This window comes from Proteobacteria bacterium CG1_02_64_396, assembly GCA_001872725.1.
In the GTDB taxonomy this organism is placed as follows: domain Bacteria; phylum Pseudomonadota; class MNWR01; order CG1-02-64-396; family CG1-02-64-396; genus CG1-02-64-396.
The window spans coordinates 15,037-28,549 of sequence record MNWR01000034.1 but is presented as its reverse complement, the minus strand read 5'-3'; the positions used below and the strand labels follow the sequence as shown (position 1 = coordinate 28,549).

The 13,513-nt window shown below is 62.5% G+C and carries 10 protein-coding genes and 1 pseudogene; 9 read left to right on the top strand and 2 right to left on the bottom strand.

Features of this window, described 5'->3' with window-relative positions; translation table 11 throughout:
* From AUJ55_04465 to AUJ55_04455, 3 genes and pseudogenes are all read left to right on the top strand, one after another.
* A pseudogene (locus AUJ55_04465) lies at positions 1 to 868 on the top strand (hypothetical protein).
* 802 nt (positions 869 to 1,670) lie between these two features.
* Entirely contained in the window at positions 1,671 to 1,949 is a 279-nt protein-coding gene (locus tag AUJ55_04460; GenBank protein ID OIO58915.1) for a hypothetical protein, read from the top strand.
* A gap of 420 nt (positions 1,950 to 2,369) precedes the next feature.
* Entirely contained in the window at positions 2,370 to 3,128 is a 759-nt protein-coding gene (locus tag AUJ55_04455) for a hypothetical protein (protein ID OIO58914.1), read from the top strand.
* Positions 3,129 to 3,435: 307 nt separating this feature from the next.
* Here AUJ55_04455 and AUJ55_04450 read toward each other — a convergent pair whose 3' ends face one another.
* Positions 3,436 to 4,950, bottom strand: a complete 1,515-nt coding sequence (locus tag AUJ55_04450) for a hypothetical protein (protein ID OIO58921.1) — start codon at positions 4,948 to 4,950, stop codon at positions 3,436 to 3,438.
* A gap of 141 nt (positions 4,951 to 5,091) precedes the next feature.
* Between AUJ55_04450 and AUJ55_04445 the strand changes: the two genes are divergently transcribed.
* Positions 5,092 to 6,126 carry a tRNA preQ1(34) S-adenosylmethionine ribosyltransferase-isomerase QueA gene (locus AUJ55_04445; GenBank protein OIO58920.1) on the top strand — a complete coding sequence of 345 codons (1,035 nt, stop codon included), beginning with the start codon at positions 5,092 to 5,094 and terminating at the stop codon, positions 6,124 to 6,126.
* 146 nt (positions 6,127 to 6,272) lie between these two features.
* Here AUJ55_04445 and AUJ55_04440 read toward each other — a convergent pair whose 3' ends face one another.
* Complete coding sequence (locus AUJ55_04440) at positions 6,273 to 6,452, bottom strand: hypothetical protein (protein ID OIO58913.1); 180 nt, start codon at positions 6,450 to 6,452, stop codon at positions 6,273 to 6,275.
* A gap of 1 nt (position 6,453) precedes the next feature.
* On the opposite strand from AUJ55_04440, the gene AUJ55_04435 reads away from it, so the two are divergent.
* The 5 genes from AUJ55_04435 (at position 6,454) to AUJ55_04415 (ending at position 13,494) form a co-directional block, all read left to right on the top strand.
* The gene (locus tag AUJ55_04435; GenBank protein ID OIO58919.1) at positions 6,454 to 9,339 is read left to right on the top strand and encodes a hypothetical protein; all 2,886 of its coding nucleotides are present in this window, start codon (positions 6,454 to 6,456) and stop codon (positions 9,337 to 9,339) included.
* Positions 9,336 to 10,142: a bifunctional hydroxymethylpyrimidine kinase/phosphomethylpyrimidine kinase gene (locus AUJ55_04430; protein ID OIO58912.1), complete on the top strand. Its 807-nt coding sequence runs from the start codon at positions 9,336 to 9,338 to the stop codon at positions 10,140 to 10,142. Before AUJ55_04435 ends, AUJ55_04430 begins: the two co-directional genes overlap by 4 nt.
* Positions 10,143 to 10,353: 211 nt before the next feature.
* A complete protein-coding gene (locus AUJ55_04425) occupies positions 10,354 to 11,100 on the top strand; it encodes a hypothetical protein (protein ID OIO58911.1) in 747 nt (248 codons plus the stop codon).
* A gap of 205 nt (positions 11,101 to 11,305) precedes the next feature.
* Entirely contained in the window at positions 11,306 to 12,400 is a 1,095-nt protein-coding gene (locus tag AUJ55_04420) for a chorismate mutase (GenBank protein ID OIO58918.1), read from the top strand.
* Complete coding sequence (locus tag AUJ55_04415; GenBank protein ID OIO58910.1) at positions 12,397 to 13,494, top strand: histidinol-phosphate transaminase; 1,098 nt, start codon at positions 12,397 to 12,399, stop codon at positions 13,492 to 13,494. Before AUJ55_04420 ends, AUJ55_04415 begins: the two co-directional genes overlap by 4 nt.
* The last annotated feature ends 19 nt before the right edge of the window (positions 13,495 to 13,513 follow it).

Sequence of the window (13,513 nt, the reverse complement as noted above, 5' to 3'; positions counted from 1 at the left end):
GCCCACTGGGCGCGTCATCGAATACATCATCGACGGCCGCAATCGCCGGGTGGGCAAGAAGGTGGATGGGGTGCTCACCCAAGGCTTCCTCTACCAGGATCAACTCAACCCGGTGGCGGAATTGGATGGGGCGGGGAATGTGGTTTCCCTGTTCGTTTACGGCTCAAAGGCCAACGTGCCCGATTACCTGGTGCGCGGCGGGGTCACCTACCGGATTGTTTCCGACCACCTGGGCAGCCCCAGGCTGGTGGTGAACGCCGCCGATGGAACGGTGGTGCAGCGGATTGATTACGACGAATGGGGGAATGTGCTGTTTGATTCCAATCCCGGCTTTCAGCCGTTTGGGTTTGCCGGGGGCATAGCAGACGGAGACACCGGACTAATTCGCTTTGGCGCTAGGGATTACGATCCGCAAACGGGACGGTGGACGGCGAAGGATCCGATTTTGTTTGCGGGTGGGGATGGGAATTTGTATGGGTATGTGTTGGGGGATCCGGCGAATTTTATTGATCCACTTGGTTTGGTCGAGATTATTGGAATAAAAATTGGGTTAAGTATCACAGCTCCATTGGTCAATTATTTGATTGAGAGCACAGGTTTTGTTGTATCCCCAGTGGGCCATGCTATCGATTCGTTTGGCGCAGCATCTACTGCAGCCATCATGAGCACGGTGGCGGTTGGATCGGGTGGGGCCGGAATGGTAGTTGGTATCGGGCTAACTGCGGCATTTGTTGCTGGATGGGAAGCTGGAATGGCAATTAACGGAATTCCGTTATCTGATGGTAGAACGGTGCAGGAAGCAATTGCCGACTGGGTTTGGGACAAATTTCATTCCTCCAATATGGATAAAAATCCATCCTGTAGGTGATCATGAAAAGTGCCGGTGACATGGTAGTAACAAAGGGGATGGCCTGGGGCGCAGTGCTTTTCTGTATATTTGCTATCGCTCCTCATGTTTTAAAGATGTTTTGTAATTGCATTTTCATTAACTCAATCACCATTGGCGTTGGTTGGTTTGGATATTTAATTATGCTCGGGATTATATTTGGACTGGTCGTGGATAGAACCAGTGAAAAGGGTCAAGAACCAGATTGAACGAGGCACCAGCAGGCATAGGGGTCTACCATCGGATTTTGCGAAGTGACGGTACAGGCACTTTTCAGCCTAGTTGGGCACCTCTAAAAACTTCGGGTTCCGAAAAATTTACTCTGTAAAATCAATTGTTTACAGGCATATTTTCTCTGGAAATGGGGGTTTTTAGAGGTGTCCAATTGTCGCCCCATCCGAATTCCCTAACGGGGGGTTGAGTTAGTGAATCCGTGCCATCCCGTCCGCACAATTCCCCCCGCCACAAAAATGGCGTAAAAATCTCGCTAGGAGTCCCTGTTTTTGGGTGCGTGACCACTCTGTGCGATGAAAATCGCAAACGAACGGGGTCTACCATCGGATTTTCCAGCAAAGTGACGCGGTCGGCTTGGAGCGTTAGGAGCATGAAGCCCCAGTTCCCGGGCCAACTGCGCAATGGGCTTGTTCCCCGAAAGGGCCTGCTCTACCACCTGCAGCTTGTACTGCACGCTATGGCGCGTGCGCTTTTGCTTGATCGCTTTCGTCGTCATGGTCACCTTGCTGGTGGCTCAATACCACCCCTAACTTAGCAAGGTGTCTACGGGGTGGGGGCAAGATCACCCGCCGCACCCGACCTGAACCGCTACAGCTACACCCTGACCGCCCCGTCCAGCGCCACCTCGCTGCGGTTGCCCGCCTTGTCCACCTCCCTGGCGGCTTTTCGTCTAACCACCTACAGCACCTTGATGCTGCAAACCCTGAAGTACGGTGGATCGGTCGGCTACTCCGACTACCAGCAGGCGGTCGATGCCCACCAGGGTCGCCCCCACGAGGCGTCGGGGTTTGAGGGCTACAGCTATGCGCGTGTGAGTCGGGTGCCTTGAGTGGGGTGGGGTGGAGGAATTATTGGGGGACCACGTTCCGTCGTGGCCGCTGTTGTTTTTCAATCCGAAAGGGTGGCGCGGCGCCCGTGGGAGCGGCGTTCTGTCCGCGAATGGAGGAGGCGCCTATGAAAACGCTGATTCAAGGCAGAAGGCCTGAATCAGCGTTTTCATAGGAAATCACCGACTGGAGAGCCGTGTGCGGGAGAGCCGCACGTACGGTTTGGAGGGCGGGGAGGGGTAACCCTTCCCGACCCCTATCAGGTGAAAGGGGGCATGTTCCCCAAAAGCCGTCCCATTCAGAAATTTGTAGGAGCGCCGCCCCGGCGCGATGGATTATTTGCCGTTGTTCCACTGAATCGCGCCGTCCTTCAATAAGCTCGGGACCGACGCACCCCCGTAACTCAAGGAGGCACCGAAGTCATGAGCGAACGCGAAGTCCAGCGGGTCATCCGCGCCCAAGAGATGGCCGAGGGGGCAGGCGTCACGGTGCGCCGCGCCATCGGCACACAGGAGGCGATCTACCTCGACCCCTTCCTGCTGTTGGACGAGGCCTTCATCCCCTCCGGCACCGGCTTCCCCCCCCACCCCCACCGCGGTTTTCAGGCGGTCAGCTATGTGCTGGCGGGGGCCATGGCTCACGAGGACAGTGCCGGAAACGTCGGCACCCTGCACCCCGGCGACCTACAACTGATGGTGGCGGGCAAGGGGATCGTCCACTCCGAAATGCCGGTGGGCGACGCGACCACCCACGGCATCCAGCTCTGGATCAACCTCCCCCCCGAACTCAAAGCCTGCGAACCCCGCTACCAGGACCACCGCGCCGCTGAGGTGCCCGAGGTTCTGGAGGATACTGCCCGAATCAAGGTGATCTGCGGCAGCTATGACAGCACCCCCGGCCCCGCCCAACCCGCTACCCCCTTCGACTACTTCGACGTCGCCCTCGACACCGGCGGCTTCTTCCACCACCGGGTCGCCCCACAGGATACGGTGCTGATCTATATGCTGGAGGGGGGAGCGCGGTTTGGACTGGAGGGGCACCCGGTGCTCAGCGGCGATCTGGCCGAATTCGGACCGGGTACCGACGTGGTGGGGGCCAGCCCCGAGGGGTGCCGGTTTTTGCTGCTGGCGGGGGCGAAGATTGGGGCGCCGATTGTGCGAAGGGGGCCTTATGTGGATTGAAGAACATCGGGTAGGGGGCAATCTCCGATCCTAATCAACATTGAATGGGGGGGGTGGGATTCATTGACACAACCTTCCCATACCACGTTTTTTCCCCTTCTGTTTTGGTTGATGGAGGGGGAGGGGGAGGGGTGAGGGGGCACAAAGGTTGGTTTTTTCAGGCCGGGTAGGGGTGGTTTTGTTGGGTGTTTTTTAGGGGGGGGAGGAAACGGTTGTGACGGGATAGGGCTGGGGATTCGGGATCCATCCACGATGTGGGGGGAATCCCCCTTGTGGCCCGAAGTCGTTGGTCGTGTGTCTGCTCAGCCTACAATGCCGAAGAAGTCTCCCCCCCCCGCCACTGTTCCCGGTACCGCTCGAAGATCTTTTCCTCGCGCAGCAAACGGACCACGTCGCCGTCGAGCCGCCCTTTGTCGACCTCCAATTGCAGGATTCCAAAGGCCTCCTCAAGCGGCATCTGCTTACGGTAGGGGCGGTCGGGGTCGGTCAGGGCGTCGAGCAGATCGATCACCGCCAGCATCCGCGATTGCAGCGGGAGCTGCGAGCCGGTGAGCCCCTGGGGGTAGCCGCTGCCGTCGAGCGCCTCGTGGTGGTTGCCGGCAAAGATGGGGGCGCCGGCCAGGTGTCGGGGGAAGGGGATCTTGGCCAGCATCCGCTGGGTGACCTCGATGTGGCTCTGCATCAGCTTGCGCTCGGCCTCGGTCAGGCTCCCCTTGCGGATGCTCAGGTTTTCGAGTTCGTCGGGGGTTAGGCGGGGGCGTTCGATCCCGGCGACCACATAGGTGGTGGCGGCAATCGCCTTCAAGCGGTCGAATGCTGCGTCGTCGAGCCACTCCCCCGGATGATTGCAGGCCAGCACAAAATCGAGCTCCTCATGCAGGGCGGCGATCTCGGCGGCCAGCGCCTCCTCCCCCGCTGCTTGGCCGTTGAGGCGGGCACACAAATGACGCGCCTCGGTTTGCGCCTCGATGGCCAGGTAGCGGGTACGGATCAGCTCGGCGCGGTCGAAGATCGTCTCCAGCTTGGTCGCTTTATCCATAATGTGGGGGGGGGAGACGATTTTGCCGATGTCGTGCAGCAGTCCGGCAATCTTGAGTTCGCGCAGCCGCTCTTTGTCGAAATGGACCGTGTCGAAGGGGGGGGCGGTGCTGGCGTCGATCGCCTCGGCCAGGGCCAGGGTCAGATCGGCCACCCGGCGCACGTGGCCGTGGGTCGAGCGGCTGCGGGCGTCGAGGGCGGTGGCCATCACCTCAAGCAGCGCCTCGAACAGCGCCTCGCTGGCCCGGATCAGCCGCACGTTGCGGATCGAGACCCCCGCCAAACTGGCCATCGCCTCCCCCAACATCCTGGCTTCGAGGGGGAACGGGCCGGGCTTGCCGGTGGCGGGATCGACGGCGTTGAGCAGTTGCAATACCCCCAGCGGCTCCCCTTTGTGGTCGAGCATGGGGGTGGCCAGCATCGAGACGGCGTGGTAGCCGGTCTGGGCCTCGAAGCGGCGGGGGCCGCTGAAGTCGAATTCGGATGGGGCGTCCAGGTCGGGAATATGAACCGTGGTGTGATGGATGGCGGCGAAGGCGGCGGCGAAGGTGGGATTGAGCGGCAGGGGGGGGAAGTTGGGATCGTTTCCGTACGGTCCCCCGGTTTTGATGCCCAGAGAGCGATTGATGCTGATCGAAAAGTGGAGTTGATCGTTGCCGAGCAGGTAGAGGGTGCCCCCGTCGGCGCCGGTGAAGTTGCAGGCCTCCTCGACGATCAGGGCCAGCAGGGTGTCGAGGTCGCGCTGTGCCGACAAGGCGATGCCGACCTGGGCCAGCCGTTGCATCGGGGCCAAGGGGTTCGCTCCGTCCTGTGGAGCCCGGTGGCTGGGGCCGCTAGACTCCCCCGCCGTTCCCGACTCGGGGGGGGGAGACTTCTGGGGATGTGCCCCGTTTTGAGTGCCATGAAGGGTCATGTTTTGAGCGACCTGCTGCTAGCCGATTTTACCTTTGAATTGCCACCCGAGCGGATTGCCCAGCATCCGTTACCGGAGCGGGATGCCGCCCGTTTGTTGATCCTAACCCCCGGTGCCCCCCTGCGCGACGGGTCGGTCCGTGAAGATTTGTCAATGTTGCTGCGCCCTGGCGATTTGTTGGTGCTCAACGACACCAAGGTGATTCCGGCCCGGGTGTTCGGTTGGAAGCCCTCGGGGGGGCGGGTCGAGATGCTGGTGACCGAGCTGACCCCGGCCGGGGAGGCGCTGGCCCAGGCGCGATCCTCCAAACCGCTCAAAGAGGGGGGGCGGATCGAGACGCCGCTGGGGGGGTGGCATGTGGCCGAGGTTCTCGGGGGGGGGCGGTACCGTTTTCGGGGCGACGCCCCGGTGACCTATGAGGCGCTCGATCGCATCGGCCGAGTGCCGCTGCCCCCCTACATTCGGGGCGGTGAAGAGGGTGAAGGGGATCGGGAGCGCTACCAGACCGTGTTCGCCAGGGCGCCCGGTGCGGTGGCCGCCCCGACCGCCGGGCTGCATCTGACCGAGGCGTTGTTGGCCCAGTTGAAGGGGCAAGGGGTGCACACCGCCACCGTCACCCTGCATGTTGGGCTGGGGACCTTCGCCCCGATCCGGGTCGAGAACCTCAAAGAGCACAAGATGCACAGCGAGCGGTTCGAGATTCCCGAGGCGACCGCTCGCGCCATTGAAGAGACTCGATCCCGAGGGGGGCGGGTGGTGGCGGTGGGAACCACCGTGGTCCGCACCCTCGAAAGCCGGGCCGATGGAAATGGGGGGGTGATCCCCGGCGCCGGGCAGACCGACATCTTCATCACCCCCGGCCATCGCTTCGGAGTGGTCGACGCCATGCTCACCAATTTTCATCTGCCCGGATCGACCCTGATGCTCCTGGTCGCCGCCTTTGCCGGAACAGAGGTGATCCTGGCCGCCTACCGCCACGCCATTGCCCAGGAGTACCGGTTTTATTCGTATGGGGATGCGATGTGGTTGGAGCGGGGGGAAGGGTAGGTCATCGGGGTGGGTTGGTAGGGTAGGAGCGTCGCCCCGCCTCGATGAATCTTGGATTGCTACCCTTCAAACCGGTGAAATTCTTTCGTCGTGGCCGTGCGAGAAAACCTTTCGAAAACCGCCTTCCTGGTGGTTTTCGACCCCCCTTAATTGGACGCGGCCCACCCTCCGAATCCGTCGGCGCTTCCCTCGGTTTTTGAGATGCCCACAGCCCGACCTTCGGGCGATGACGGGTCGATCCCCCACGCCACGCTTGCCCCCCCCGCATCCCCCATTAGCATCATTGCCTCGTCGTCCCAACAACCTACAACTGCCGAGTCCTCCATGATCCGTTTCCTCGCGTTGGCTTTGCTCCTGCTCCCCTGTTTTGCCCCATCCGTCCATGCGGGTGAGCCGTCGACCGATCCGGTGCTGCGCATCGAGACCGGGATGCACACCGCCATGGTTCGCCGTCTGGCGGTCGACGCCCAGGGGCGTTGGGTGGCGAGTATTTCAGAGGACAAAACCATACGGGTGTGGGACGCCGCCGACGGTGCCTTGCTCAAAACCATGCGCATCCCCCTGGGGGAGGGGGCGGAGGGGAAGATCTATTGCGTGGCGATCTCCCCCGACGGCGGCACCATCGTGGTGGGGGGCTATACCGGTTGGGCCTGGGATTCGAAGATCATCCTCTACGCCTTCGACCGCGAAAGCGGGCGGATGCTGACCCGCTTCGGCGAGGGGCCCAACGCCCCCAACAACCTGGCGTTTTCCCCCGACGGAAACCACGTGGTGGCGATTTATGGCAATTCGGGGGGGATGCGGGCGTTTGCGGTCGGGAGCTGGAACGAGATCGCCCACGACAGCGATTACGGCGACGACAGCTATTTCTGCGGTTTTTCCCCCGACGGGCGACTGTTCACCTCCGCTTGGGACGGCAAGATCCGTGTCTACGACCGCACATTCCATCGGATCGCCTCATTCCGGGCCGGGGGGGGCGAAAAGCCGATGCAGATCGCCTTCAACCCCAGCCAGGATCTCTTCGCGGTCGGCTACAACGACACCATCAAGGTTGATCTTTTTAAACTCGGCGATCACACCCCGGCGAAGTCCAGCCCCGATACCAGTACGTTGGGCGACGGCACCCTTTCGTCGGTCGCCTGGTCGCCCGACGGCAAGGTGCTCTACGCCGCCGGGGGGCACTTCGGCAATGCCAGCAACAGCTACTGTCTCTTTGCCTGGGAGCGGGGCACAACCCAGACCCCCACCGAATTCAAAGGGGCCAAGACCACCGTGATGGATATGCGGATGCTGGCCGACGGGGGGCTGGCCTTGAGCTCGGTCGATCCCACCGTGGCGGTGATCGATCCTCCGGGCAGGGATCGCTGGCGGCGCGAATCGGATATCGCCGACATGCGCTACAACAAGAAAGACGGGCAGTTTTTGATCTCCCTGGACGGTTCGCAGGTCTCCTTCGACCGCACCTGGGGGAGCAAAAACAAGATCGGCTTCGACATGAATGCCCGGGCGTTGATCGTGGGGGAGATCGAGGGGCAACAGATGATCGCCCCCCGTCGCACCGGGCTCGATGTTCAGGGTTGGGACAACAGCTACACCCCCAGCGTCAATGGCAACAAACTCACCCTCAAGCGGTACGAAACCGCCCGCTCTTTGGCCATTGCGCCAGGCAATCGCTCCTTCTTGTTGGGGGCCTATTTCACCCTCTACCACTTCGATGCCCAGGGTAAGGAGTTGTGGCGGCGGAACCTGGCCAGCACCCCCTGGGGAGTGAACGTCAGTGCCGACGGGCGCTGGGGGGTGGCGGCGCTGGGCGATGGCACGGTGCGCTGGTTTCGTATGAGCGACGGGCAGGAGGAGTTGGCCCTGTTTGTTCATAATGACGCCACTCGCTGGATCATCTGGACCCCCAGCGGCTACTTCGACGCCAGCGTTGGGGCCGAAAACCTGATCGGCTGGCATCTGAATCGGGGCAAAACCAGCGAGGCGATCTTCTACCCCGCCAGTAAATTCCGGGGGCAGTTCTACCGACCCGACGTGATCGCCCGGGTGCTCGATGCCGGGAGCGCCGAGCGGGCGCTGCAACTGGCCAACGAAACACGGGGGGGCAAGAGTGTTCAGATTGAGGTGAGCAAGCTGCTCCCCCCCGATATTCGCATCACCGCCCCCGCTGCAGGTACCACCTTCAGCACCGCCAGCGTCGTCATCCGTTACCGCCTTTCGACCCCTTCGGGGGAGCCGGTTACCGGGGTGAAGGCCTACGTCGACGGTCGCCCCGCCATTCCAACCGGGGGACGGGGGGTGACGATCAAAGGCAAAGGGGAGGATGGGGAGTCGACCATCGAGGTGCCGGTGCCCAATAAAGACTGCACCGTGGCATTGATTGCCGAAAATCGTTATGCCTCAAGCGATCCGGCGGTGGTGAAGCTGAGCTGGGGGGGGCAGGCGCAGATTCAGGACGAAGCGTTCGTCGCCAAACCCAAACTCTATGTGTTGGCCATCGGGGTTTCCGACTACGACGACCCCCATTTGAAGTTGGGTCTGGCCGCCAAGGATGCCCGCGATTTCGCAGCCGCCCTGCATCGGCAAGAGGGCAGGCTCTACCGCGAGGTGGAGGAGCGGGTTCTCGCCGACAAAGATGCCACCGGCGACAACATCCTCGACGGCCTCGATTGGCTGGTGCGTCAAACCACCGCCAAGGATGTGGGCATCCTGTTCTTGGCCGGTCACGGGGTGAACGATTCCAGCGGCGACTACTACTACCTGCCGGTCGACACCAATCTCGACCGGCTGCGCCGCACCGGAGTCCCCTTCTTCGAAATCAAAAAGACGGTCGAAAACCTGGCGGGCAAGGCGCTGTTTTTCGTCGATACCTGCCATTCGGGGAATGTCATGGGCAGCCGCCGAGGGGTGGCCGACATCAACGCGGTGGTGAACGAGCTTTCAACCGCCGAGACCGGCGCGGTGGTCTTCGCCTCCTCAACCGGCAACCAGTATTCGCTCGAAGATCCAAAATGGGGCAACGGTGCTTTCACCAAGGCGTTGATCGAGGGGATCGAAGGGCGGGCCGACTTCCGCCATACCGGCAGGATCACGATCAACATGCTCGATCTCTATCTCTCGGAGCGGGTGAAGGAGCTGACCGGCGGTCAGCAAACCCCGACCACCACCAAGCCGAGCACCGTCCCCGACTTCCCCGTGGTGGTGACCCAATGAGCGCCATCCCCCGTCGTGGTCGGGTGCTGACCATTGCCGGGTCCGACCCGTCGGGTGGGGCGGGGCTTCAGGCCGACCTCAAAACCATCGAGGCCCAGGGGGGGTACGGGATGGCGGCGATCACCGCCGTCACGGTGCAGAACACCCTGGCGGTTCACGCCGTCCACCCCTTGCCCCCCGAATGGGTCGCCGCCCAGATCGCCGCCTGTCTCGATGACATCGGCGCCGATGCGATCAAGATCGGCATGCTCGGCAACCGCGCCGTGATCGCGGCGGTGGCGGGGGTTTTGGCGGGGCGGGGCGGGGTGCTGGTGCTCGATCCGGTCATGGCGGCCACCAGCGGGGGGGGGCTGCTCGACGACGACGCCCTGGAGGATCTAACCCGGCTGCTCTTTCCGTTGGCGACCCTCGTGACGCCCAATCTTCCCGAGGCGGCAAGGCTTTTAGGGCACGAGGTTGGGGAGGGTGAAAGGGCGATGATTCAGGCCGCCGCCACCTTGGGGGCGCGCTACGGGGTGCCCCATGTGCTCCTCAAAGGGGGGCATGGAACTGGGGCTGAATTGATCGACGTGCTTTGGTCTCGGGAGGCTGGGGTCCAGGTGTGGCGGGGATTGCGCATCGGCCAGCGCCCCCTGCATGGCACCGGGTGCACCCTGGCTTCGGCCATCGCCACCCGCCTGGCCTGGGGGGCAACGGTGCACGAGGCGGTGGCGTCGGCTCGGAGCTACCTGCGCCTTGCCATTGCCCAGGCACCCCGGTTGGGGGGGGGAGCGGGGCCGCTCCAACACCGGGTCGAGGTGTAAGGGCGCTTCTGTGCGATCCGTGGATAGACCGCCACAACCGGGAGCGCAAGCAGCCTATTTTGAGAACGAAGCAAAACCACGTCGCCTCACGGCACCTACGTTTGGTTTTTGCGCAGCGTCGTTGAAAAAGGCAGGAGGCTCTTTTTCAGCGTTTTCAAAAGCGTTGGCCACCCCCGTGGGGGGGCGTTCATCGAACTGAATCGAGGTCTCTATGCCGCTGCCCCCCTGGTATCGCCGCTGGCTTGAGTTGCTCGGGATGGGGTTGGCGCTGCTCGCCGTTGGTGGATGCGCCACCGTCGTGCGTCAAGCGATGGGTGAGGTCAAGGCCCCCAATCGGATCTTCCTGCATGCCAACCCTCAGCCCGGCGATTACGCCCTCTACGAAAACGAGGAGGGGAGCTATCAGATGAGGCGGGAGGTGGTGGCGGTCGATGGCGACCGGGTGGAGCTGCAAACCACCTTCCCCAAGACCCCCGCGATCATCGCCGCGATGCGCGACGTTTCGTTTCATTCTCAGGTCCGCCGCGACGGGAGTGTGATTCAGGCCTTCATGCACAACGCCAAGACCGGCGCCACCGTCCCGATGATGTTGGCCGGACCAAACGACTACGGCTACCTGGCCGAAAACCCCTTTACAGCCCTGTCGGTCCCCGAGACGGTGACGACCCGGCAGGGGAGCACCACCGTCGACAAGGTGGTCGTCTTTCGCCAAAGCGTGGCGCTGCCTGGGGTTGAGAGCCACACCACCTCGGTGTGGTATTACGATCCCCATGTGAAATTCGGTTTGGTGCGTCAGTACAACCTGACCGAAAGCGACGCCTCCATCGTGGAGGTCGCCGGTTTTATCAATCGCATCTCCCCCATCGGCCAGCTCTACCGTTCCTTGAGTTCCTTCCTCATCGAACGGTCGCGCCACCACACTTACAGCAGCCGAATGGATCTGGTCGAAAGCAACTGAGCTTACGACCGGGTCCATCTTGAGCTGGGGATCGCCCCCGTGGGGGCCAGGTTTGGCCCCCTGAAAATGCAGAAAAAACAAGCCCCTTAGGTTGCAAACGGGGGGCGTCTTGCGTAGCCTCCCGCACCTTAAACCCATTTGAATTCCTTGGTTGTTCGCCCCACCGGACCCGCCCCCCTTGACCGATCCCCATCCCACCACCCCCATGACCGAAGCCTTGAGCGATTTACGCCAGGGCATCGACAGCATCGACGACCAGATTTTGGCGTTGTTGGCGCAGCGGGGCCGTTTGGTGCAAAAAGTGGGGGAGCTCAAACAAGAGAGCGACCGCCCCTTCTTTGTCCCCGCCCGCGAAGTCGCCATCATGGAGCGGCTCAAGGGGATGGATCGTGGCCCTTTCCCCTGGGAGAGCGTCGAGCGGGTTTTCCGCGAGATCATCAGCGCCTCCATCGCCCTGGAGCGCCCCCTTGAGGTCGCCTTCCTCGGCCCCGCCACCACCTTCACCCATCAGGCGGCGCTCAAACAGTTCGGCGGCTCGGTGCAGTATCGACCGGTGCGCACCATCCCCGAGGTCTTCCGCGAGGTCGAGACCGCCTGCGCCGATTACGGGGTCGTTCCGGTTGAGAACGCCTTCGAGGGGATGGTCATCCACACCCTCGATAGCTTCTCCCGCTCGCCCCTCAAGATCGTGGCCGAGATCAACCTCCCCATCGCCCAATACCTGCTCGGCAAGGGCGATCTGGCCGGGGTAAAGAAGATCTATTCCCACTATCAGCCCTTCTTGCAGTGCAATTCGTGGCTGAACAACACCTTGCCCGAAATCCAGCGTATCGAGGTCGCCTCGACCACCGAGGCGGCGGCCCGCGCCGCCCAAGAAGAGGGGGCCGCCGCCATCGCGCCGCTGCAATCGGCCGAGGTCTACGGGCTCGACGTGTTGGCCGAACACATCGAGGATCACCCCGACAACACCACCCGCTTTTTGGTCATCGGCCGTCACACCACACCCCCGGCGGGAGGTGGGCGTGACAAGACCAGTCTGCTGCTTTCGGCCCCCGATCGGCCCGGCGCCCTGTTCGACATGCTCGCCCCCTTCAACAACCGTGGACTCAACCTGACCCGCATCGAATCGCGCCCCACCCGGCAGCAGATGTGGCAGTACCACTTCTTCGTCGATCTGATTGGTCATCAAGGGGAGGCAACGGTGCGCGCCGCCTTGGCCGAACTGGAGACGATGGGGGTGATGATTAAGGTGCTGGGCAGCTACCCGATGGCGCTGCGCGGCGAAGGGGGGGAGGGGTGAGCCGCTTTCCCACTGCTCGCCATCTGGCGGGGCTGGCCCCCTATCAGCCGGGCAAGCCGGTCGAGGAGCTGGAGCGAGAATTCGGGATCGTCGGTGCGGTGAAACTGGCCTCCAACGAAAACCCCCTTGGTCCCAGCCCCCGCGCCATCGTCGCCCTGACCAGCGCCGCCGGAACGATCCACCGCTATCCCGACGGGGGGAGCTTTCGCCTGCGTCGGCGGTTGGCCCAGCGTTACGGGGTCGGCGATGAGGAGGTGGCCGTCGGTAGCGGCTCCAACGAGCTGCTTACCTTGATCGCCCGCACCTACCTCGAAGCGGGGACCAATGCGGTGGCCAGCCGCTACGGGTTCATCGTCTACAAACTGGCAACCCACATGGCGGGGGGTGAGCTGCGCGAAGTGGCCGATCTGAACTACAGCCACGATCTGCAAGCGATGGCCGAGGCGGTCGACCACAACACCCGCATCGTCTTCGTCGCCAACCCCAACAACCCCACCGGCACCTACCACAATGGCGAGGATCTGGTCCGCTTTCTTAAGCGGATTCCCTCCCATGTGTTGGTGGTGCTCGACGAGGCCTACGTCGAATACATCACCTCACCCATGGGGGGCGACGGAGTCGAGTTGCGGCGGCGGTTTTCGAATCTGGTGGTGACCCGAACCTTTTCAAAGGCTTACGGTTTGGCGGGGATGCGGATCGGCTACATGATCGCCGATCCCGAGGTGATCCAAGCGCTCAACACGGTGCGCGATCCCTTCAACGTCAACCTGCTGGCGCAAGAGGCCGCCATCGCCGCCTTGGGGGATGAGCCCTTTTTAGAACGGGTGCGCCACGTCAATCGGCAGGGGCGGCTTTTTTTGCAGGAACGGTTGCGGCAGATGGCGATCGACTGGATCCCCGGCGAGGGGAATTTCCTCACCCTCGACCTGAAACGTCCAGCTGGGGCCATCGAACAGGCGATGCTGCGTCAGGGGGTGATCGTGCGGGGGCTGGTTCCCTACGACATGCCCAACCACCTGCGGATGAGCATCGGTTTGCAAGAGGAAAACGAACGGGCGATTGCGGCACTTGCGCAAGCGCTTGCTACAGATTGATTTCAATAAGGTTCGAACG

What these genes read in the sequence shown, in the direction of transcription:
- AUJ55_04425 (OIO58911.1), top strand. Translation starts at nt 10,354, where the DNA reads ATGCCGCTGCCCCCCTGGTATCGCCGCTGGCTTGAGTTGCTCGGGATG.
- AUJ55_04430 (OIO58912.1), top strand. Translation starts at nt 9,336, where the DNA reads ATGAGCGCCATCCCCCGTCGTGGTCGGGTGCTGACCATTGCCGGGTCC.
- AUJ55_04440 (OIO58913.1), bottom strand. Translation starts at nt 6,452, where the DNA reads ATGGAGGACTCGGCAGTTGTAGGTTGTTGGGACGACGAGGCAATGATG.
- AUJ55_04420 (OIO58918.1), top strand. Translation starts at nt 11,306, where the DNA reads ATGACCGAAGCCTTGAGCGATTTACGCCAGGGCATCGACAGCATCGAC.
- AUJ55_04450 (OIO58921.1), bottom strand. Translation starts at nt 4,950, where the DNA reads ATGCAACGGCTGGCCCAGGTCGGCATCGCCTTGTCGGCACAGCGCGAC.
- AUJ55_04455 (OIO58914.1), top strand. Translation starts at nt 2,370, where the DNA reads ATGAGCGAACGCGAAGTCCAGCGGGTCATCCGCGCCCAAGAGATGGCC.